The 19,796-nt window shown below is 71.9% G+C and carries 18 protein-coding genes; 3 read left to right on the top strand and 15 right to left on the bottom strand.

The genetic code is table 11. From position 1 onward, the window contains the following. From VF092_24900 to VF092_24865, 8 genes are all read right to left on the bottom strand, one after another. Positions 1–357: glyceraldehyde 3-phosphate dehydrogenase NAD-binding domain-containing protein (locus VF092_24900; protein HEX6750552.1), on the bottom strand; the 357-nt coding region annotated here is incomplete at its 3' end. A gap of 206 nt (positions 358–563) precedes the next feature. Continuing rightward, positions 564–1,325 (bottom strand): ComF family protein, encoded by a 762-nt coding sequence (locus tag VF092_24895; GenBank protein HEX6750551.1) that lies wholly within the window; start codon positions 1,323–1,325, stop codon positions 564–566. 263 nt (positions 1,326–1,588) lie between these two features. Next, positions 1,589–3,418, bottom strand: a complete 1,830-nt coding sequence (locus tag VF092_24890) for a DUF2207 domain-containing protein (protein ID HEX6750550.1) — start codon at positions 3,416–3,418, stop codon at positions 1,589–1,591. A 217-nt stretch (positions 3,419–3,635) separates the two neighbouring features. Next, a complete protein-coding gene (locus VF092_24885) occupies positions 3,636–4,184 on the bottom strand; it encodes a LemA family protein (protein HEX6750549.1) in 549 nt (182 codons plus the stop codon). A 283-nt stretch (positions 4,185–4,467) separates the two neighbouring features. Then, positions 4,468–4,956: a hypothetical protein gene (locus VF092_24880; protein ID HEX6750548.1), complete on the bottom strand. Its 489-nt coding sequence runs from the start codon at positions 4,954–4,956 to the stop codon at positions 4,468–4,470. 244 nt (positions 4,957–5,200) lie between these two features. After that, positions 5,201–6,223, bottom strand: a complete 1,023-nt coding sequence (locus VF092_24875) for a carboxypeptidase-like regulatory domain-containing protein (protein ID HEX6750547.1) — start codon at positions 6,221–6,223, stop codon at positions 5,201–5,203. Further along, positions 6,220–7,251 (bottom strand): carboxypeptidase-like regulatory domain-containing protein, encoded by a 1,032-nt coding sequence (locus tag VF092_24870; protein ID HEX6750546.1) that lies wholly within the window; start codon positions 7,249–7,251, stop codon positions 6,220–6,222. Before VF092_24870 ends, VF092_24875 begins: the two co-directional genes overlap by 4 nt. 255 nt (positions 7,252–7,506) lie before the next feature. Continuing rightward, positions 7,507–8,520 carry a carboxypeptidase-like regulatory domain-containing protein gene (locus VF092_24865; protein ID HEX6750545.1) on the bottom strand — a complete coding sequence of 338 codons (1,014 nt, stop codon included), beginning with the start codon at positions 8,518–8,520 and terminating at the stop codon, positions 7,507–7,509. Between the two features lie 187 nt (positions 8,521–8,707). Here VF092_24865 and VF092_24860 point away from each other — a divergent pair, with 187 nt between their 5' ends. From VF092_24860 to VF092_24850, 3 genes are all read left to right on the top strand, one after another. After that, on the top strand, positions 8,708–9,016 hold the full coding sequence (locus VF092_24860) for a non-heme iron oxygenase ferredoxin subunit (GenBank protein ID HEX6750544.1): 309 nt from the start codon (positions 8,708–8,710) through the stop codon (positions 9,014–9,016). 285 nt (positions 9,017–9,301) lie between these two features. Continuing rightward, on the top strand, positions 9,302–10,327 hold the full coding sequence (locus VF092_24855) for a glycosyltransferase family 9 protein (GenBank protein ID HEX6750543.1): 1,026 nt from the start codon (positions 9,302–9,304) through the stop codon (positions 10,325–10,327). Further along, complete coding sequence (locus VF092_24850) at positions 10,303–11,355, top strand: glycosyltransferase family 9 protein (GenBank protein HEX6750542.1); 1,053 nt, start codon at positions 10,303–10,305, stop codon at positions 11,353–11,355. Before VF092_24855 ends, VF092_24850 begins: the two co-directional genes overlap by 25 nt. 232 nt (positions 11,356–11,587) lie before the next feature. Here VF092_24850 and VF092_24845 read toward each other — a convergent pair whose 3' ends face one another. From VF092_24845 to VF092_24815, 7 genes are all read right to left on the bottom strand, one after another. Beyond that, entirely contained in the window at positions 11,588–12,643 is a 1,056-nt protein-coding gene (locus tag VF092_24845) for a glycosyltransferase family 9 protein (GenBank protein ID HEX6750541.1), read from the bottom strand. Further along, positions 12,640–13,755, bottom strand: coding sequence for a glycosyltransferase (locus tag VF092_24840; protein HEX6750540.1), 1,116 nt, complete (start codon positions 13,753–13,755; stop codon positions 12,640–12,642). The genes VF092_24845 and VF092_24840 overlap by 4 nt, the downstream gene beginning before the upstream one ends. Beyond that, positions 13,752–14,837: a glycosyltransferase gene (locus VF092_24835; GenBank protein HEX6750539.1), complete on the bottom strand. Its 1,086-nt coding sequence runs from the start codon at positions 14,835–14,837 to the stop codon at positions 13,752–13,754. The genes VF092_24840 and VF092_24835 overlap by 4 nt, the downstream gene beginning before the upstream one ends. Before the next feature lie 19 nt (positions 14,838–14,856). Then, complete coding sequence (locus VF092_24830) at positions 14,857–15,822, bottom strand: NAD-dependent epimerase/dehydratase family protein (GenBank protein HEX6750538.1); 966 nt, start codon at positions 15,820–15,822, stop codon at positions 14,857–14,859. A gap of 7 nt (positions 15,823–15,829) precedes the next feature. Further along, on the bottom strand, positions 15,830–16,954 hold the full coding sequence (locus VF092_24825) for a DegT/DnrJ/EryC1/StrS family aminotransferase (GenBank protein HEX6750537.1): 1,125 nt from the start codon (positions 16,952–16,954) through the stop codon (positions 15,830–15,832). A 285-nt stretch (positions 16,955–17,239) separates the two neighbouring features. Further along, positions 17,240–19,084, bottom strand: coding sequence for an ABC transporter ATP-binding protein (locus VF092_24820; protein ID HEX6750536.1), 1,845 nt, complete (start codon positions 19,082–19,084; stop codon positions 17,240–17,242). Then, a partial coding sequence (locus tag VF092_24815; protein HEX6750535.1) for a PglZ domain-containing protein occupies positions 19,081–19,796 on the bottom strand: 716 nt, incomplete at its 5' end. The genes VF092_24820 and VF092_24815, both read right to left, overlap by 4 nt.

The raw sequence follows: 19,796 nt of genomic DNA, 5'->3' as shown, positions 1-19,796 counted from the left end.
GACCTTCTTCGCGCCCGCGTCGAGGTGCTTTGCCGCGTCCTCGCGCTTGGTGAAGCGGCCGGTGGACTCGATCACCACGTCGACGCCCAGGTCGCGCCAGGGGAGCGCGGCGGGATCCTTTTCGGCGAACACCTTCAGCTCGTCGCCGTCGACGACGAGCGCGTTCTCGCGCACCTCGACGGTGCCGGGGTAGGCGCGGTGGACGGAGTCGTGCCGGAGCAGGTGCCCCAGCGTCTTCGTATCGGTGATGTCGTTGACGGCGACGAAGTCGATGTCGGTGGCGCCCATCTGCTTGGCGGCGCGCAGGACGTTGCGGCCGATGCGGCCGAAGCCGTTGATGCCGACGCGAATAGCCATAATCCCTTGCTGCTCCTTGGGCGAAGAAAGATGATCGAAGGCCCGGAAAAGCGAACCCGGAGCCGGTGCGGACTGGTGCCCCGGCTCCGTCACGACGCGCGCGCCCGGACATGCATGCCGGGCGCGCGTTGGTTATAGCCCGCCCCTTCCGCCGATGCAAGATGGGCCGGGAACGGTCCGCCCGCCTGTACCAAATCTCCCCTCGCTCACCGCTCCAACTCGGGGACGACGCGCGCGAAGGTGACCACGCTGGCCACACGCGCGCCCGCCTCCAGCAGCGCGCCGACGCACGCGAGCGCCGTCGCCCCCGTCGTCCACACGTCGTCCACGACGATCACGTGCTCGCCGCGCAGGTCGGCCGCGCCCGGGCCGGCGACGAACGCGCGGGAGACGTTGAGGCGGCGCTCGTCGGGCGTGAGCGCCGTCTGGCTCCCCGCGGAGTGGGTGCGGGCCAGGAGGTCGGTGCGCAGTTCGCGGCCCGTGCGCGCGGCGAGGCCGCGGGCCAGGAGCTCGGCCTGGTTGTAGCCGCGCTCGCGCAGCCGAGCCGCGCTGGTGGGAACGGGAACGACGATCTCCGCCTCGGCCTCGACGTCGGCGGGGAGCTCGAGGGCGGCCATGCGCGCGGACATCGGGCCGGCGGCGGCCTCCCAGCCGCGGTACTTGAGCGAGTGCACCATCGCGCGCGGCGCCTGGCCGATGACGAAGGCGGAGCGGATGGCGCGCACCGCGGCCGGCCACTCGGCGCAGGTGCGGCAGGTGGGCGCCGGCTCGCGCCCCCACGGCACCGGGCTCCAGCAGCGCGGGCAGCGCGGCAAGGGCAGCGGCCGGCACCGGAGCCAGCAGAGCCGGCAGATCACCCGCTCGCTGTCCGCCGTGTCGATGCCTTCGCCGCAGGCGACGCAGACGGGGGCGAAGACCAGGTCCAGCGCGCCGTGCAGCAGGTCGCGCGCGAGGGTGGGAAGGGGCATTTGGCTAGGAGATTCGGGGATGGAATAGAGCTGCGATGAAACGCGTTGGCGCGGCCGCCGGCTCCCCCCCACCCCCGGCCCCTCCCCCCCGAGGGGGGGGGGATGGGGGAGGGGAGACCGCAGCGCGGAAGCCAGCTACGGCGCTTGGTGCTCCCCCGCCCCTGCGAAGCGGGGGAGGGGGCCGGGGGGAGGGGGCCGCCCGCGGCCGCGCACAGGCCTGCTCTCCGCGCCGGCGGTCTCACGGGCTTTACGATCTTGCTGCCCTACCACCCGCCGCCACCGCCGCCACCCGACCCGCCGCCGCTCGACCCACCGCCGCTGGAGCCGCTGGGGCTGCTCGACATCGTGCTGGCGGCCGTCGATCCGAGCCCGCTCATCTGCGAGCTGAAGTGGCTGGCGCTGAAGTGGTGGTAGCCGCTTCCCGCGTACCAGTTGGGCGGCTCGCGGTACAGGTCCTCGAACGCCCGCGCCCACCGACCCTCCACCCCGAACGCCATCGCGTGCGCCAGGTAGCGCTCGAACATCTCCGGGCCGGTGATCATCCGGCGGAAGCGGTCGCTCTCCACCTTCGACAGGAACTCGCGGAACCCCAGAGCGGCCTCGCGGGCACGGGCGCCCTTCTCGGTGCGCGCGGCCATCGCCAGGCCGAACAGGATGATCACCAGCCCCGCCCCGATCCCTCCCACGGCGATGGGGACGGTGCTGAACCCGGGCATCCCCGAATCCCCCAGGAAACCGGCGCCGATACCGCTCAGGATGCAGAGCACGATGCCGCCCGCGAGCCACGCGCCCTTCACCTCGTCGGGCCGCTTCAGGTAGTAGCCGCGCTCGATCAGCCGCTCGAAGATCCCCTTCCGGATCTCCGGGAGCGACCGGTAGAACCTGTTCTTCAGCTCGGAGAGGAGGATGCACGGCTGCGACGCCTCGGCGGTCTGCACGTACTCCGGCGCCAGGGTCTCCGCGCCCTCCGCCCCGGCGCGCGCGGCCATCTCCTTCACCACGCCCCACGCCGGCCCGTAGCCGGCGCCGCTGAAAAGCGCGTTGAGGAAGCGGCGCTCGTGCGTCGCCAGCCCCGTGGTGTCCTCCGTCAGCTGGTGGAAGCGCCAGTCCTGGCTGGAGAAGAGGCCGAACAGGTGCTTGTCGCGCACCTCCTCGATGCCGACGTAGCCGCGCACGGCCAGGTCGACCAGCGTGGAGGTGATGTCGCGCAGGTCTGCGCTGTTGTCCACCAGCGTGCCCAGCTCGGCGGGCGACATCCCGTCCGGCGGCGCGTAGGTGACGGTGACGGGAAGCGCGCGCGGGTCGCGGCCGTGCTTCGTCCACGAGCGCAGCATCAGGAAGAAGGCGAGGATCGGGAGGATGAGCGGCCAGAGCATCCCGTACCGCATCGCCCGGACGGACGCCTCGCTGGGGCGCGGCAGGATCCCCGGCGGCCAGGCGACGGCCAGCGTCAGCCCCTCGCCCGGGCTCAGCGTGCGCGTGACCTCGGCGGTGACGACGTTGCCGCGGACGTCCACCGTCGCGTCGCTCCCCTGCGACCCCGCGTAGCCGGTGTAGGCGTGCTCCTGCGTGGGATCGACGCCGCTGGGGAGGACGAAGCGCGCCAGCACGTGCTCGATGGGAAAGCCCCACGCGTTGCCGGTGACGTTCCAGTACAGCTCGTCGTGCGCGCCGCCCTCGTCGCCGGGAAAGAAGAAGCGCACGCCGTTCTTCACCCGGTAGCGGATGACCACGGTGCGCTCGGCGTCGGACGCGCCGGGGACGGCGATGCGCACGCGGCGCGTCCACCCGTCCGGCTTCTCGCGCCAGTACTGCAGGTCCTGCCCCGACGCGTCGGTCACCGAGACGACGTCGAGGTCGAGCTTCGACTTCATCCCCTGCCCCGTCATGTGCTGGAGCGAGATGTCGCGGTAGATCCCGTTCCACGTGCCGTCGAAGTACACGCGCAGCGTCTCGGTGACGTCGGTGGTGCCGTCGCGGTTCACCACCGCGTCCACGCGGTAGTCGCGGATGGTGATGTCGCGCGCGTACAGCCGCCCCGGCAGCGCCATCGCCGCGGCAAGCGTGAGCAGGAAGACGAGGATGCGTCGCATGGGCTGCGTCGTTCTCGGGAGATTGCGGGTGGGATGGAGATTCGCCCTCGCCGTGAGCCGCGTCATCGGCCCGGGCGATGAGGATCGGGGCGGCTGAAGCCGCAGCAACGACCGCCCCCGAAGTCCCCCTGCGGGGACTACCGGCGTCCGCGCGGACGAGGTTCCGGTGCGCGGAGGCCCGGACGAGATATCACCCCCGTCCGGGCCTGCGTCGCGGTCAGAAGCTGACCTTGGGCACCGCGCGCTCGGACGCGTCGGCCTCGAAGAACTCGCGCGGGCGGAAGCCGAACATCCCCGCGATCAGGTTCGAGGGGAACTGCATGATCTTGGCGTTCAGCTCGCGAACGACCGCGTTGTAGTAGCGCCGCGCGTTCTGCACCGCCTCCTCGATCCCCCCCAGCTGCGCCTGCAGGTCGCGGAAGCCGCCCGACGCCTGCAGCTGCGGATACGCCTCGGCCGTGGCCACCAGGCCGCCGATGGCGCGGGTGAGCTGCGCCTCGGCCACGGCGCGCTCGGCGGGGCCGCTTCCCTGCACCGACATCGCGTGCGTGCGCGCCGCGGTCACGGACTCCAGCGTGCCGCGCTCGTGGGCGGCGTATCCCTTCACCGTCTCGACAAGATTGGGAACGAGATCCCAGCGGCGCTTGAGCTGAACGTCGATGTCCGACCAGGCGTTCTGCGCCTGCAGCCGCAGCCGCACCAGCCCGTTGTAGACCACGATCACCAGCAGCACGACGACCGCGAGCACGGCCAGGGCGATGATCATTCGGCGCTCCAGGATGGAGGATGCCCGGCGGGTCCGGGCGGGGTGGAGCACGGAAGTTATGCGTCTGGACGGAGCGCGCGGAAGGGGAATGGGAAACAAGGGGCGGCGCGGCCGGACGCCTCGATGGTTCGGCCCGGGGCGGAACGGGCGATTGAAATCGCGGCAACAACGGCCCGAAGTCCGCCTTCGCGGACTCCCATCGCCGCATCTCCGCGCGCGGCGAAGCTCCCCGTCCGGGGCTTGCCGGGCCGCGGACGGGGAGATGGGCGCGCGCGCCGGAGGATCAGTCGCGCTCGCCCGCTTCGGACGCCTGCTCGCCGCCGGCTACGGGCGCGCCGGCGCGGATCTCGGCGTGGCGGATCTGGCCGCCGAGGTTGGCGGTGTATCCCATCGCCGCGGCGGGGAGGAGCGCTGCCAGCAGCGTCGCCAGGATCAGCGGGCGCGGCACGGCGCGGCGGCGAAAGGCCAGCAGCTCCACCAGCGACAGCGCGCCGACGGCGGAAAGGAGGAGCAGCGCGACCAGCGCCGCCTCCTCGTGGCGCTCGATCAGCGCCTCGCTGACGCCGGCGGCGTGCTCCACCGACTCCTCGGCGGGCTCGCCGGTGAGGTACGCGGCGGCGCCGGCGAGGGCCACCAGCACCACCATCCCCAGGCTCACCTTCGCCAGCTCGGGGCTCCGGCGCACGGCGGCCAGCGCCAGCAGCAGGATGCAGCCGATCGTCCCCACGACCGGCAGGTGGTTCAGCAGCAGATGCAGATGCGCGGCGTTCATCGTCTCTCCCGGATCTCCCATCTCCATCACCCCGAACAGAGTGCCGGGGTATGAAGATGCCGGAAAGACGATATCCCCGCCCGCGCAGCGGGGGCGTCGGGAGGGGATGGAGTGCGGGTCAGGAAGATTACGAGAGGAGAAGTCGGGCGTCCGGCGGGGCGCCACATCCAGGCGAAGGTCGCGAGCAGGGCGATGACGATGTGGGATCAGTTCGGGTGCATCGACACGATTCACGGATTGCGGTTCACGGCTGGGCGACGCGGTAGAGGTTGGTGTAGTTGACGAACATGATCTGCCCCCGCATCTCGCCGACGCGCATGGACTCGGGCGGGCTGCCGGAGAAGATCGCGCCGACGGGCAGCCGCACGGCGCCGCCGGGGACGACGGCCTCGGTGAACTCCACCGTCGCCTCGAGGAAGACGCGGGTGGCGTCGGTCCATTCCACCTGCAGCGACTTCACCTGCAGCGTCGCGCGGTCCAGCCGCATCTCGCCGCGGATGTCGATGCGGCCGCGCTCCGAGCGCCGCGGGCGGAAGCCGATGGTGTACACCCCCGCCTCCTCGTCCATCCCGCTGTCCAGGCAGTGCGTGCTCAGGAAGAGCGGGTCCAGGATCTCGGTGCCGTCGGGGATCTCCAGCCGCATCCGGTCGCGCCGCACCGTGCCCCATCCGGAGCGGTTGCGGTTCACCGGATTCCGCGGGTCGCGCACCACGTGCTCCACCGTCGAGTCCAGCGCGCCGCCGTTGCGCCGCGTCATGGTGGCGTACTGGCGCTGGTCGAACTCGTAGTGGTAGGTGGCGTCGAAGGCGCGCCGCGCCTCCATCCCCTTCACCGCCTCGTTCCACAGCGCGGCGAGATCGGGATAGCGCTCCAGGTTCTCCGCCGTGCGGCACTCCGCCGTCGCCACGATGGGGCGGATGGCCACGGCGCGCGGCGCGCTGCGGATCACCCGCTCCACCGTCTGCTCGGCCGCGACGGCGAACGCGTCCGTCGCCTCGGACGAATAGCCGACGCGCTCCAGCGACAGCCGGTACGTCCCCGGCACGACAGCGGCGAACGAGAACGCGCCCTCCGCGTCGGTGAGCGCCGACCGCGCCGGCGCGCCGCCCTCGGCGGATGCCAGCCGCACCAGCGCGTACGACACCACCGCGCCGTCCGACGCCGCCACCACGCGCCCGCGCACCGACCCCATCCCCACCTGCGCCGCCGCGCGCCCGGCGGCGAGCAGGACGAGGAGCAGGGCGATGGCGATGCGGAGCGGGCTCACGGTCCTCGCACCTTTTGCAGGTTGCCGTAGTTGACGAACTGCACCTCGCCCCTGATCTCGCCCAGGTTCATCGATTCGGGCGCGTGGCCGGAGAAGAACGCGATCACCGGCATGCGGACGGTGCCGCCGGGAACCTCGGCGTCACCGAACTCGACGGTTGCCTCCAGCAGCACGTGCGTGACGTCCGTCCACTCCACCTGCAGGCTGGTGACCTGGAACGTGCGCCGGTCCAGCCGCAGCTCGCCGCGGATGTCCACGTGCCCGCGCCGCTCGCGCCGAGGCCGGAAGCCGATGGTGTAGACGCCCGCCGCCTCGTCGAGGCCGGCGTCCAGGCAGTGCAGGCGCAGGAACGCGGGGTCCAGGATCTCGCGCCCGTCGGGCACCTCCAGCGTCATGCTGTTCGGCCGCACCTGCCCCCACCCTTCGCGGTTGCGGTTCATCCGCGTGCGGGGGTCCAGCGTCACGTGCCGCTTGAGCGAATCCGGCGCGCCGCTGTTCTGCAGCGACATGGTATGGTACTGGTTCTGGTCGAACTCGTAGCGGTACTGGTCGTCGAAGGCGCGCCGCAGTTCCATCCCCTTGACCGCCTCGTTCCAGAGGGTGGCCAGGGCGGGATCGTTCTGCAGGTTCACGTCGGTGCGGCACCCCGAGGTGGCCACGATGGGCGCGATGGCGATGGCCCGCGGCACACTGCGGATTATGCGCTCCACTCTCTGGTCCGCGGCCACGGCGAAGGCCTCCGTCTGCTCGGCCGAGTAGCCGACGCGCTCCAGCCTCAGGCGGTACGTGCCGGGGATCACCGCGATGAACGCGAAGCCGCCCTGCCCGTCGGTGAGTGTGCTGCGCACGGGAACGTTGAAGCCGACGGGGATCAGCCGGACCAGTGCGTACGCCACCGGTGCGCGACTGGCCGCGGCCAGCGCGCGCCCGTGCACGCCACCCATCCCCACCTGCGCGGCCGCGCGCCCGGCGTGTGCGATGGCGACGGCGAGGAGGAGAGCGATGAAGGTTGTGCGAATGGCGATCATTCGAAAGGAGCGGAGATGTCTTCCAATTGGCTCCCCGGAAGGATGTCATTCCGAGCGCCGCCGCTCGACGGATGTTGCGCCGGCACCAGCATCTGCGCGGCGGCCGAGGAATCTGTGGCCTGCTTCCGAGCCACAGCTGGGGTTTCGCGCGAGCCCTGTCGAAGATTCCTCGGGCGCCGCCAGGCATCGGTGCGGCATCGAGTTCGGTGCGGCGCCGCTCGGAATGACATCGCAGCGCTGATCTCAAATCTCAAGTCAAGGTCCGGTGCCTTCCACTCGCGCCGAGTCGGCGCGGACGAGGCCGCCGAACTCCTGGAAGTGGATCTCGCCGGTGATGCGGCCGGACTTCACGGGCGGCGGCGGGCGGCCGGAGAACATCGCGCCGATGGGGAGCCGCACCACGCCGCCGGGAACGTACGCGTCGCGGTACTCCACCGTGGCCTTCAGCAGCGGCGTGGTCCAGCGCAGCCACTCCACCTGGATGGTCTCCATCTCCAACGTGCGGCGGCTCATGCGCAGGACGCCGCGGATGTCGACGTGGCGGGGCCGCGTCCGCACCGGGCGGAAGCCGAGCGTGTAGACGCCCGCCGCCGAGTCCTCGCTGGCCTCGATGCAGTGCGTGGCCAGGAACTCCGGCTCCAGGATCTCGCGCCCGTCGGGGATCTCCAGCGACATCCCCAGCATCGACGCGGTGCCCCACCCCTCGCGCTCGCGGTCCACGCGCGTGCGCGGGTCCATCACCACGTGCGACACCTCCCACTGCACGTTCTTCGGCCGCGAGCCGCCGCGCGCGAACCACTGCGCGGTGTTGAACTCGTAGCGGTACGCGGCGTCGAAGGCGCGGCGCGTCTCGATCCCCTTCTGCGCCTCGGCCAGCAGCGCGGCCAGCGCCGAGTCCTGCGCCACGTCCGCGCCCGTCAGACAGAGTGGGGTGACGACGAGCTTGGGGATGGCCACCGCGCGCGGCACGCTCCCCAGGTCGCGGCGCACGGTGCCACCGGCGGGGACGGCGAACGGCTCCGTCCGCTCCGCCGCGAACCCGATCCGCTCCAGCGACAGCCTGTACGTCCCCGCCGGCACGTCTGGGAACGCGAACGCGCCGCTGGAGTCGCTCAGCACCGTCCGCGGCCGCGCGCCTGAGCCGACGGAGACCAGGCGGACGAGCGCGTACGCCACCGGCGCCCGATCCGAGCTGGCGTAGGCGCGCCCCTGCACGCGCCCCGTCCCCTGCGCCAGCGCGGGCGAGGCGATGGCGACGAGCGCGATCAAGGCAATGAAGATGCGTCTGGCGGGCACGGGTGGGCGGACGCGGGGAACGGATGGCGACGGATGCGGTGTGTACGATGCGTCCGCGCCCCGTGTTCCGCCACTCTCCGTCGCGGCTTGCGGCGGGATCGGGCGGCGCCGAAGTTCCGGGTCGTCGGCGGGAGATCGTAACAAGAACGAGAGCAAGTGGATGCCGGAATACGAGGTGGCGCGCGTCTCCGCGGTGCCCGAGGGCGAGGCGCGCGGCTTCACGATCGGCCGCGAGGAGATCGTCCTCTGCAACGTGGATGGCGAGATCTACGCGCTGCAGGGCCATTGCAGCCACGAGGAACTGCCGCTGGACGGCGGCGAGATCGAGGACGGCGTGCTGACCTGCGAGTGGCACGGCGCGCAGTTCGACGTCCGCACCGGAGCCGTCTGCTCCCCCCCCGCCAGCATCCCCCTGCGCGGCTATGACACGCGCGTCGACGACGAGGGGCGGATTTTCGTGACGATGTAGCGCCGGCGCTAAGTTCTCCCCTCCCCTGCGCAGCGGGGGAGGGGCCGGAGGGGGCCACCCGCGGCGGCCACGATGCATCCCAGCCAGGGCAGAACTCTCACCCCGCGCTGAGATCTCCCCCTTCTCCCGCAGTTCGGGAGAAGGGGGCCGGGGGGATGAGGGGCAGCGCCCGCGTTGACGCATCTCCCTCGCGACCGTACAATCCCGCCGTCCGCACGCCGCTTCCGGAGCACGCCCCGGGGGCGGCGCCGTGCATTCGCCCGCACCCGCTGCGCTGTGGCCGCGATGGACCTGGACGGCGCCCGCATCGCCATCGTCATGATGAGCGCCGTGGGCGACGCCGTGCACGTGCTGCCGGTGGTGAACGCGCTCAAGCGCGCCGCCCCGTCCGCGCACGTCGCCTGGGTGCTGCAGCCGCTCCCCGCCTCGCTCGTCTCCGGCCACCCGAACGTCGACGAGATCGTCCTCGTCGACCCGAAGGACGGCTGGCGCGGGCTGGTGGGCGCGGGGAAGACGCTCCGCCGTGGCCGCTTCGACCTGCTGATCGACCTGCAGGTGGCGTTCAAGGCCGGCATCGTCACCGCGCTGGCCAGGGCGCCGGTGAAGCTGGGGTTCGACCGGCGGCGCGCACGCGACCTGAACTGGCTGTTCACCAGCCGCCGCATCCCGCCGCACGCGCCGCAGCACGTGCAGGAGCAGTACTTCGAGTTCCTGGCCGCCCTCGGCGTCGATCCCGAGCCGGTGGAGTGGCATCTCGGCCCGCGCGGCGATGAGCTCGGCCGGCAGCGCGACTTCGTCGCGCAGATCGGGCGGCCGTACGTGGCCATCAACCTCGCCACCAGCAACCCGGACCGCGACTGGCTTCCCGAGCGCTGGGCCGCCGTCTCCGACGCGCTGCACGAGCGCTGGGGGCTGGCGTCGGTGCTGGTCGGCGGGCGGTCGGAACGGGAGATGGAGATGGAGCGGCAGGTCCGGGATGCGGCGCGGCACCCGCCCGTCTCCGCGCTGGGGAGCGGATTCCGCAACCTCGTGTCGATCCTCGACGCGGCGGAGCTGGTGCTGGCGCTGGACAGCGCGCCACTGCACATCTCCGTTGCCCTCGACCGGCCCGTCATCTCCCTGATGGCGAACGCCGACCCGCGGCGGACCGGGCCCTATCGCCGCTTCCACGACCTGGTGATCGACGCCTACCACGACCCCGGCGAGCAGGCGCCGATCTCCATGCGCCGCCGCTGGGGCCGAATGCCACGCATCCAGGTGGCCGACGTGCTGGAGAAGATCGAGCTGTGGGACGAACGCTACCGCCGCTGAGCCTGCCCCCCGGCGCCCGCGTCGCCATCGTCATGATGAGCGCGATTGGCGACACGGTGCACACGCTGCCGGTCGTCAACTCGCTGCGCGCGGCGGTGCCGGACGCGCGCATCACCTGGATCATGCAGCCGGGGCCGCACCCGCTGGTGGCGCACCATCCCGCCATCGACGAGTTCGTCATCTTCGACCGCAAGCGGGGGGGGCGCGCCTTCGCGGACCTGCGGCGGGCGGTGCGCGGGAAGCAGTTCGACGTCGTGCTCGCGCTGCAGGTCTATCTCAAGGCGGGGATCGTCACCGCGCTGCTGGACTCACCACGGAAGGTGGGGTTCGACCGGAAGCGGGCTCGGGACCTGAACTGGCTGTTCACCACCGAGCACATCGCGCCGCGGCCGCAGCGCCATCTCCAGGACCAGTACTTCGAGTTCGTGGAGCACCTCGGCGTCCCGCCGCTGCTCGAGTGGCATCTCGGGCCGACGGAGGAAGAGGCGGCGCGCTACCGCGATCTCCTCCCGGAGAGCGACCGCCCGACCGTCGCGATCGTCCTCGGCACCAGCAAGCCGGAGAAGGAGTGGCCCGCGGACCGCTACGCTCGCGCCATCGACGCGCTGGCGAGCGACCTCGGCGCGCGGACGATTCTCGTCGGCGGCAAGTCGCCGCGCGAGCTGGAGGCGGCGGCGGAGATCAGGCGCCTGGCCGCGCATCCGCCGGCCGATCTGCTCGAGTGGGACCTGCGCCGGCTCGTCTACCTGATCGATCGCGCGGACGTGCTCGTCAGCCCGGACACTGGCCCGTTGCACGTGGGCGTCGCGCTGAACACGCCGACGGTGTCGCTGATGGGCTACACGAATCCCAGGCGCGTGGGCCCCTACCGCCGCTTCCACGACCTCCTCATCGACGCGTACGGCGACCCCGGCGAGGACTATCCCGCCGACGCCGGGTACCGCCCCGGCCGCATGGAGCGCATCACCCCCGAGCAGGTTGTGGAGAAAGTGGAGCTTGCCTTGAAGCGGTATCCGCGGCGGGGATAAAAAAGAGGCGCAGTACACGAAAATGCTGTCATTCCGAGGGCGCCGCACCGAACCGTCGGGGTGACCATCGCCCTGGCGCCCGAGGAATCTGTGGCATGCGTCCGAGCGACAGGCGGCCTGTGGCTCGGGAGCCGAACACAGATTCCTCAGGCGCCACGGCTTCGGCATGGAAGACAGGGCGGCGTAGCGCCTTCGGAATGACAGTCGTCTTTGGTGACCGCCGGAACGACCCTTACGCGCCGCTGGCGCGGGGATAGCGATCCACCGCGCGGGCGATGCGCTCCGTGACGTCGTCGACGGTGATCTGCTCCATGCGGCCGAGCTTGGCGGCGAAGCTGGTGGGATCGGGCGGCTCGCCGGGATCGGTGTAGCGATCGACCCACAGGTCCTGGAACATGCGCCAGGGCCCGACGCGCCACGGGTTGGTGTGCCCGTACAGCCCGATCACCGGCACCCCGAACGCCCGCGCGATGTGCACCGGGCCGGTGTCCGGCGCCAGCACCAGGCTGCTCCCCGCCACGATCCACGTCAGCCGCCGGATCGAATCCCCCAGCGCCCAGATGGGGCCGGCGCTCGACCGCTCCACGATCTCCCGTGCGATGCGCTGCTCGCGCTCACCGGGCCCGCCCGCCAGCACCACGCGATAGCCGAAGTCGTGCGCCAGCGCGTCGGCCACGCGCGCCCACCGCTCCGCCGGCCAATCCTTCTTCGCGTTCGCCGACGCGGGGACGATGGTCGCGACGGGGCGGCCCTCGAACTGCGCGAAGAACTCCGCCTGCGCCCGCCGCTCCTCGCCGGTAAAGCGGATCTGCCACTCCGGGTCCGGGACCGCGAGCCCGAGGTGCTCCGCGAACTCCAGGAACATGTCCGCGGTGTGCGCGCGCGGCCGCGCGTCGAGGTGGTGATTGGAGGCGAGCCAGACGCCCTCGAACGAGCGCCCGCGGTCGAAGCCCAGCCGGTGCCGCGCGCGCGACAGCAGCGTCGGCCAGATGCTCTTGGTGTAGACGTTGAGGTTGAGCGTCAGGTCGATGGGGCCACCGGCGCGCAGGTCGCGCCGGAGCTGGCGGATGCCGCGCAGGCCGTCCTTCTTGCGGTAGACGACGACGCGGTTGATGGACGGATGCCCGGCCAGCAGCGGCGCGGGCATCGGCTCGACGACCCAGGTGATGCGGCGCAGCGGGTCGTCTTCCTTCAGCGCGTTCACCAGCGGCAGGCCGTGCACGACGTCGCCCAGCCCGGTGAGCAGGACGATGCAGACACGGCGCGACGGATAGCGGAGCTCGCTCACGGTGCGCCGCGCTGGCCGAAGAGGATCGCCTCGCACTCGCGCACCATCCGCTCCACGCCGAAGCGCTCGTGGATGCGGCGCATCGCCTCGTCCGTGCGCTTTTCGACGCGCGCTGAACCGGCCACGAGCGCATCCGCCACCTCGCGCAGGGCAGCGGCCATCGCGTCCGCGTCGTCGGGCGGGACGATCCAGCCGGCGGGTGGAGCGCCCTCCTCCGCGCCCAGCGCGCGCCGCACGCCGCTGACGTCCGTGGCGACGACGGGGACGCCGGCGGCCATCGCCTCCAGCATCACATTCGCCATCCCCTCGTTGCGGCTGCCGAGCACGAACACGTCGCACCCGCCGATCACGTCCGGCCCGTCGTCGCGGTGCCCCAGGAAATGCACGCGATCCGCGATGCCGAGCGCGTCCGCCATCTCCCGCAGCTCGCGCAGGTAGTCGCCGCCGCCGGCGATGACGACGCGCGCGTCCGGCAGCGCCGCGGCGGCAAACGCGCGCAGGAGCAGGTCGAAGCCCTTGCGCGGCGCCAGGTGCCCCGCCCCGCCGACCAGCAGCGTCTCTGGCGCCACGTCGAGCTCGTTCCGCAGGCGGCTGCGCAGCGCGGGGCGCTCGGCGTCGCGCGCGCGGAGGCCGTTCATCACCACGTGGATCCGCTCCGCGGGATAGTCCGGCGCGGAGCGGAGCCACACGTCGCGGATCTCCGCCGAGTTCACGATCATCGCGTCGACCCAGCGGCGGAATGCGCGCGCCCGGCCGCCACGGCGCGGGTGCTCGCGCACGATCCCCAGGCGCACGACGATGCGGGGGACGCCCGCGCGCCGCCCCGCCCACGCGCTCCACGCCAGCGGCTGCCACGAGGTCAGCAGCAGCGCGTCCGGCCGCTCGCGGCGCAGCCACCGCGCGAACGCGACGCCGCTCACCACGTCCAGCACGCCGCGCGGCCGCACGCCCGTCGTCGCGATCCCCATCTCCCCCAGCCGTTCGCGGACGGCGCCGCGCGGGCAGGAGACGATCACTTCGTGCCCGCGCGCGATCAGCCCGGCCGACAGCGTGGCCAGCCACTTCTCGTTGCCGCCCCACACGCGGCTGCCGTTCTGGATCACCAGCTTCATGCGGCCACCGTCCGCCCGGCCAGCACCGCCTCCCAGCGCTCCAGCATCACGTCCATCGAGAAGCGCTCCATCGCCCGCCGACGCCCCGCATCTCCCATCGTCCGACGAAGTTCCGGGTCCGCGAGGAGGCGTCGCAGCGCGGCGGCGATCTCGTCCTCCGAGAACCCGGCGATCTCGCCCGGCGCGGTGCCGTCCGCGAGCGGCTCCAGCGCGTCGTCGGCGCCACTCACGCGCGTGCTGACGACGGGGACGCCGCACGCGAGCGCCTCGAGCATCGCGTTCGACAGCCCCTCGCGATCGGAGGAGACGACGAACACGTCCAGCGCGTCGAGTACCTCCGCAGTATCGTCGCGGTGGCCGAGCAGGTGGACGCGATCCGCAATGCCGAGTTGCGCCGCGAGGGATTCGATCGCGCCGCGCTCTTCTCCATCCCCCGCCAGCACGCAGTGCACGCCGGGGAGCTTGGAGACGGCGCGGAGGAGCCGATCGAGCCGCTTCTGCCGCGCCAGACGCGCCATCGCGCCAACGACGTGCGCGTCGTTGGGGATGCCGAGCGCGGCGCGAACCGAGCCCCGCGGCGCGCGGGAGACCGGCGGCTCCACGCCGTTGTGGATCACCACGACGCGATCCACATCGAAGCCGGGAAGATCGGCGAAGGCGGACCGCTGGCGCCGCGCGTTGACGACCACCGCGTCCACCCAGCGCGGGAGTGCGAGGCGGTACTTGGCGCTGCGCGGCGTGTCCGTCTCCAGCCCCACCCGCGCGACGATGCGCGGCACGCGGGCGAGCCTCGCGCCGAGCGCGGCCAGGAACAGCTTCTTGTAGGTGCCGATGATGAACGCGTCCGGGCGCAGCCGGCGCAGCCGTCGCGCGAGCCGCAGCGCATGCGGGATCATCGCGTCGCCGCCCAGCGCGAGGATCTCCGTCGGGACGCCGAGCGCGGCCGCGCGGCGCGCCACCTCGGCTTCGTTGCAGAGCAGGAGCACGCGGTGGCCGCGCCGCTGCAGGCCGGCGAGCAGCAGCGCGGTCGCGCGCTCCGCGCCGCCCCAGATGCGCGCACCGTTGTGCGCCACCACGTGCATCGTCAAACGGGAGATGTGCTTACTCAGGCTGCGAGCGGAACCATTCGATGAACCGCGGGATGCCGTCCTCCACCGGCGTGCGCGGATCGTACCCCAGCAGCAGCCGCGCCTTGTCGACGTTGGCGAAGGTGCGCGGCACGTCGCCCGGCTGCGCGGGCTGGCGGTCGAGCTCCGGCTCCACGCCCAGCGCCCCGGCGATCAGCTCGACCAGGCGCGCGAGCGTGGTGGTGCGGCTCTCGCCCAGGTTCACCACCTCGAACTCGCCGGGGCGGGCGGCGCGCGCCCAGTCGACGGCGGCCTCCACGCCCTGCACGATGTCGTCGACGTAGGTGTAGTCGCGCTCGGTGCTTCCGTCACCGAAGAAGGGGACCGGGCGCCCCTCGGACATCAGCCGCGCGAACTTGTGGATCGCCAGGTCAGGCCGTTGCCGGGGGCCGTAGACGGTAAAGAAGCGCAGGGCGATGACGGACAGCCCGTACAGGTGTGCGTACGTATGGCAGACCAGCTCCGCCGCGCGCTTGGTGGCCGCGTAGGGGGAGATGGGATGCGCCGCGGGGTCGCTCTCGGAGAAGGGGACGGACGCCGATTCGCCGTAGACGCTGCTGCTGGAGCCGAACACGAACGGCCGGATGCCGCGCCGCCGCGCCAGCTCCAGCATCGCCGCGGTGCCGTCCACGTTGGCGCGGACGTAGGCGCGCGGGTGCTCCAGCGACGGCCGCACCCCCGCCTTCGCCGCGAGGTGGACGATCACGTCGATCGCGTCATCCCCCACCCCCTCCTCGACCGCCGGCAGGTCGCAGATGTCGGCCACCACCAGCCGGAATCGCCCGCTCTCCAGCAGGTCCGCCAGGTTGCGCTGCTTGATGGCGGGGTCGTAGAACGGGTCGAAATTGTCGACGGTTACCACCTCGTGGCCGCGCGCGACCAGCCGCTCGCAGACGTGGCTGCCGATGAACCCCGCGCCGCCGGTGACGAGCACCCTCACGCCGTCCTCACGCGCCGAAGAAGCCGCGAATGGTCTCCGCCACGTAGCCGAGCTGATCCGGCGTGAGCTCGGGGTAGACGGGGAGCGACAGCACCTCGCGGCAGGCGCGCTCGCTCTCGGGGAACTCGCCCTCGCGATGGCCCAGGTACGCGAAGCACTCCTGCAGGTGCAGCGGCACGGGATAGTAGACCGAGCAGCCCACGCCGCGCGCGGTGAGGTGCTCGCGCAGCGCGTCGCGCTTCCCGCCTGTGACGCGCACCGTGTACTGGTTGACGATGGACTCGTTGCCGGGGCGGACGACCGGCGTCGCCAGCCCGTCGATCCCCGCCAGCGCCTGGTCGTAGAACGTGGCGTGGCGGCGGCGGGCGGCGCTCCACGCCTCGAGGTGCGGCAGCTTGGCGGAGAGCACCGCGGCCTGCAGTGCGTCGAGGCGCGAGTTGTAGCCCACCTCCTCGTGGTGATACATCTGCCGGCCGCCGTGCACGCGCAGCTTGCGCAGCCGCTCGGCGACGGCGTCGTCGTTCGTCACCGTCATCCCCGCGTCGCCGAACGCGCCCAGGTTCTTGGTGGGGAAGAAGGAGAAGCCGCACGCGTCGCCCAGCGTTCCCGTGGTGATCACCGTGCCGTCCGACGTCCGCTGGCGCGCGCCGATGGCCTGCGCCGCGTCCTCGATTACCGCGATGCCGCGCCGGTCGCCGAGCGCGCGGAAGGCCTCCATCTCCGCCATCTGCCCGAACAGGTGCACCGGCATCACCGCGCGGGTGCGCTCCGTCACCGCGGCCTCGGCGGCGGCGGGGTCGAGGTTGAACGTCTCCGCGTCGATGTCCGCGAACACCGGCCGCGCGCCGACCAGGTGGATCGTGCTCGCGGTGGCGAAGAAGGTGAACGGCGACGTCACCACCTCCGCGCCCGGGCAGTCGAGCGCGCGCAGCGGAAGGATGAGCGCGTCCGTCCCGCTGGCGCAGCCGACGGCGTGCCTCACCCCCAGCGCCGCCTCGACCTGGTGCTCGAACTCGTCGACCACGGGGCCCAGGATGAAGCGCTGGTCCTCGATCACCTGCTGCATGGCCGCCGCGATGTCAGCGGCGACGGTGCGGTACTGCTCCTTCAGGTCCAGCAGCGGAACGTTCATCTATCCGTCAGGTGTTCTCGTTCGTGGAAATGGCATCCCCGCTCGTAGCGGGCTGCCGGGCCTTGCCGGGCGAATAAATTCGCGGCAACAACGACACAAAGTCCGCCTTCGCGGACTCCCGGGTCGAGATCTGCCCATCGAGCAGATGTCGACGCGGCGATGAGGTCTCCCCTCCCCCATCCCTCCCCCCTCGTGGGGGAGGGGTCGGGGGTGGGGGGGAACCCGCGGCGGCGCAAATCCCCGCCTCCCACCAGGACACATCCCGCGCAGGCCGTCCCCTGTCCCCTAGATCAGCGACGCCGCCCGCTCGTCCTCTACCGCGAACTGCAGGTCGTACAGGCGCCGGTAGACGCCGTTCTGGCGCAGCAGCTCGTCGTGCGTGCCGCGCTCCACGATGCGGCCGCGGTCCAGCACCAGGATCTGGTCCGCGCGCCGCACGGTCGACAGGCGGTGGGCGATCACCAGCACCGCGCGGTGCGCCATCACCTCGTCGATGGCCTGCTGCACCAGCCGCTCGCTTTCCGTGTCCAGCGCGCTGGTGGCCTCGTCCAGGATCAGTAGCGGGGGATTGCGCAGCAGCGCGCGCGCGATGGCGATGCGCTGCCGCTGCCCGCCCGACAGCCGCGTCCCCTTCTCCCCCAGCACCGTGTCGTAGCCGTTCGGCAGCGCGGCGATGAACTCGTGCGCGTTGGCCGCGCGCGCGGCCGCCTCCACCGCGTCGTGCGGCGCGTCCGGGCGCCCATAGGCGATGTTCGCGCGCACGGTGTCGTGGAAGAGAATCGTCTCCTGCGTCACCATCCCCAGGATCCCGCGCAGATCCGCCATCCGCAGCGCGCGCAGATCGATGCCGTCGAGCGTGATCCGTCCCGACGTGGGATCGTGGAATCGCGGGACGAGGTCCGCCAGCGTGCTCTTCCCCGCCCCGCTCGGGCCGACCAGCGCGACCACCTCGCCCGGGCGGATGGAGAGATCGATGTCCTCCAGCACCGGCGCGTCCGTCGCGTACGCGAAGCCCACCCCCTCGAAGCGCAGCTCGCGCGCGAAGCCGGGGAACGGGGCCGCGTCGGGAGGATCGACCACCTCGATCGGCCGGTCGATCAGCTCGAACGCGCGCTCCGCCGCGGCCAGGCCGGGCTGCACCTGCGCGGGGTAGTTGCCGATGAACTTCACCGGCACCGCCAGCTTCCCCGCGAACATCAGCGCCGCCAGCAGCTCGCTCGGCTTCAGCGCGCCCTGGCCCAGCACCAGCCAGGTGCCGTACCACAGGAGGGCGAGAATCGTCGCTGCCGAGATCATCTCCGTCGCGGGCGGGATGAACTTGCGCCAGCGGTCGTTGCGCACCTGCGCCTTGTAGTGGCGCCGCGTCAGGCCGCGGAAGCGCTCCTCCTCGAACGCCTCGGCGCCCGACGCCTTCACCAGCCGGATCCCGCTCACCGTCTCCTGCACGTGGCTGGCGACCTCGCCCACCGTGTCGAGCACCTTCATCACCCCGCGCCGCAGGCGCTTCCTCAATCTCCCCCACAACGCCGCGGTGAGGGGGACGAACAGGAGGGAGACGAGGGTCAGCTGCCAGGAGAGGAGGAAGAGCATCGCCACGTAGACGAGCGCCTGGATGCTCGACGAGAGCAGCTTGGCCAGGTTGCTGGTGACGAGGGACCGCATCTGGTCCACGTCGTTGGTCACCCGGCTGATCACCTGCCCGGCGCGCGTGCGCTGGAAGAAGGGAAAGCCCAGCCGCAGCAGGTGCGCGTAGATGTCGTTGCGCAGGTCGCGCGTCACCCGCCCCTCGATGACGGTGACCAGCACGCTCCACACGTAGTTGGCCACGTTCTTCAGCAGGTAGACCGCGAAGAGCAGCATCACCACGTTGCGCAGCGCGGCCATCGGCGGCCGGCCAGTGACGAGCCCGCCGACCGTCCACTCCAGCAGCCGCCCGATCTGACCGCCGCCGAACATCCGCCCGGCGTGCGCCACGGTCTGCCCACCGTTGAACAGCAGGTCCAGGAAGGGGATGAGCAGGGTGAAGCTGAACGCGTCGAGCGCGTTGTCCAGCGTCATGGCCGCGATGGCCAGCGCGAACAGCTTCCGCTGCGGCCGCAGGTAGCGGAGGATGCGGAGGTAGACCTTCATCGCGGGGTCAGCAGCGCCACCGGCAGGATCATCTCCTCCGGGCTCACGCCGCCGTGCAGGAAGCTCCCGCGGTAGCGCGCCTGGTACTGGCGCAGCTTGGTGGGGTAGACGTAGAAGACGTCTTCCAGCGCGATCAGGTAGTTGGTGGCCTGCCGCCCCGGCGGAAAGCGCAGCTTCTTCGGATCGTTGGTGCTGAACGCCAGCGTGGTGTCCTCGGCGCGCAGGTCGTCGCCGAACTTGTAGCGCAGGTTCTGGGTGGTGTCGCGCTTGGCGAACACCGTGGCGGGCCGGTGGCAGTGGATGGAGCCGTGGTCGGTGGTCACCAGCACCGGGATGCCGCGATGCAGCGCCTCGCGGATGGCGGTGAGCGCCTCGCTGCGCTCGAACCACTGGCGGGTGAGCGCGCGCAGCGCCTCCTTGTCGCGCGCCACCTCCATCAGCACCGCGTTCTCGGAGCGGCCGTGGGTGAGCTGGTCCACGAAGTTGAAGACGATGGCGGTGACCCCCGGCTGCGACAGGTAGCCGGGCAGCCGGCGCAGCATGGCCTCGCCGTCGCCGCTCTCGAACACCTTTTCGTAGTGCACGGCCTGCCGCTCGCCCTCGATCCGCCGCACCTGCTCGCGGAAGAGCTCGCCCTCGAACGAGTTGAGGCTCCCCTCGCCCTCCCACCCCCCCCACCCCGGCACCCGCGCCGAGCTCTCGTCGGGGTACA

The organism is Longimicrobium sp. (assembly GCA_036377595.1).
Taxonomy (GTDB): domain Bacteria; phylum Gemmatimonadota; class Gemmatimonadetes; order Longimicrobiales; family Longimicrobiaceae; genus Longimicrobium.
This window is presented reverse-complemented; position numbering and strand designations above follow the sequence as displayed.

Bases quoted from the DNA above. Each gene is read 5' to 3' on its own strand.
- VF092_24895 (HEX6750551.1), bottom strand. From the start codon at position 1,325: ATGCCCCTTCCCACCCTCGCGCGCGACCTGCTGCACGGCGCGCTGGAC.
- VF092_24890 (HEX6750550.1), bottom strand. From the start codon at position 3,418: ATGCGACGCATCCTCGTCTTCCTGCTCACGCTTGCCGCGGCGATGGCG.
- VF092_24885 (HEX6750549.1), bottom strand. From the start codon at position 4,184: ATGATCATCGCCCTGGCCGTGCTCGCGGTCGTCGTGCTGCTGGTGATC.
- VF092_24880 (HEX6750548.1), bottom strand. From the start codon at position 4,956: ATGAACGCCGCGCATCTGCATCTGCTGCTGAACCACCTGCCGGTCGTG.
- VF092_24870 (HEX6750546.1), bottom strand. From the start codon at position 7,251: ATGATCGCCATTCGCACAACCTTCATCGCTCTCCTCCTCGCCGTCGCC.
- VF092_24860 (HEX6750544.1), top strand. From the start codon at position 8,708: ATGCCGGAATACGAGGTGGCGCGCGTCTCCGCGGTGCCCGAGGGCGAG.
- VF092_24855 (HEX6750543.1), top strand. From the start codon at position 9,302: ATGGACCTGGACGGCGCCCGCATCGCCATCGTCATGATGAGCGCCGTG.
- VF092_24840 (HEX6750540.1), bottom strand. From the start codon at position 13,755: ATGAAGCTGGTGATCCAGAACGGCAGCCGCGTGTGGGGCGGCAACGAG.
- VF092_24835 (HEX6750539.1), bottom strand. From the start codon at position 14,837: ATGCACGTGGTGGCGCACAACGGTGCGCGCATCTGGGGCGGCGCGGAG.
- VF092_24825 (HEX6750537.1), bottom strand. From the start codon at position 16,954: ATGAACGTTCCGCTGCTGGACCTGAAGGAGCAGTACCGCACCGTCGCC.
- VF092_24820 (HEX6750536.1), bottom strand. From the start codon at position 19,084: ATGAAGGTCTACCTCCGCATCCTCCGCTACCTGCGGCCGCAGCGGAAG.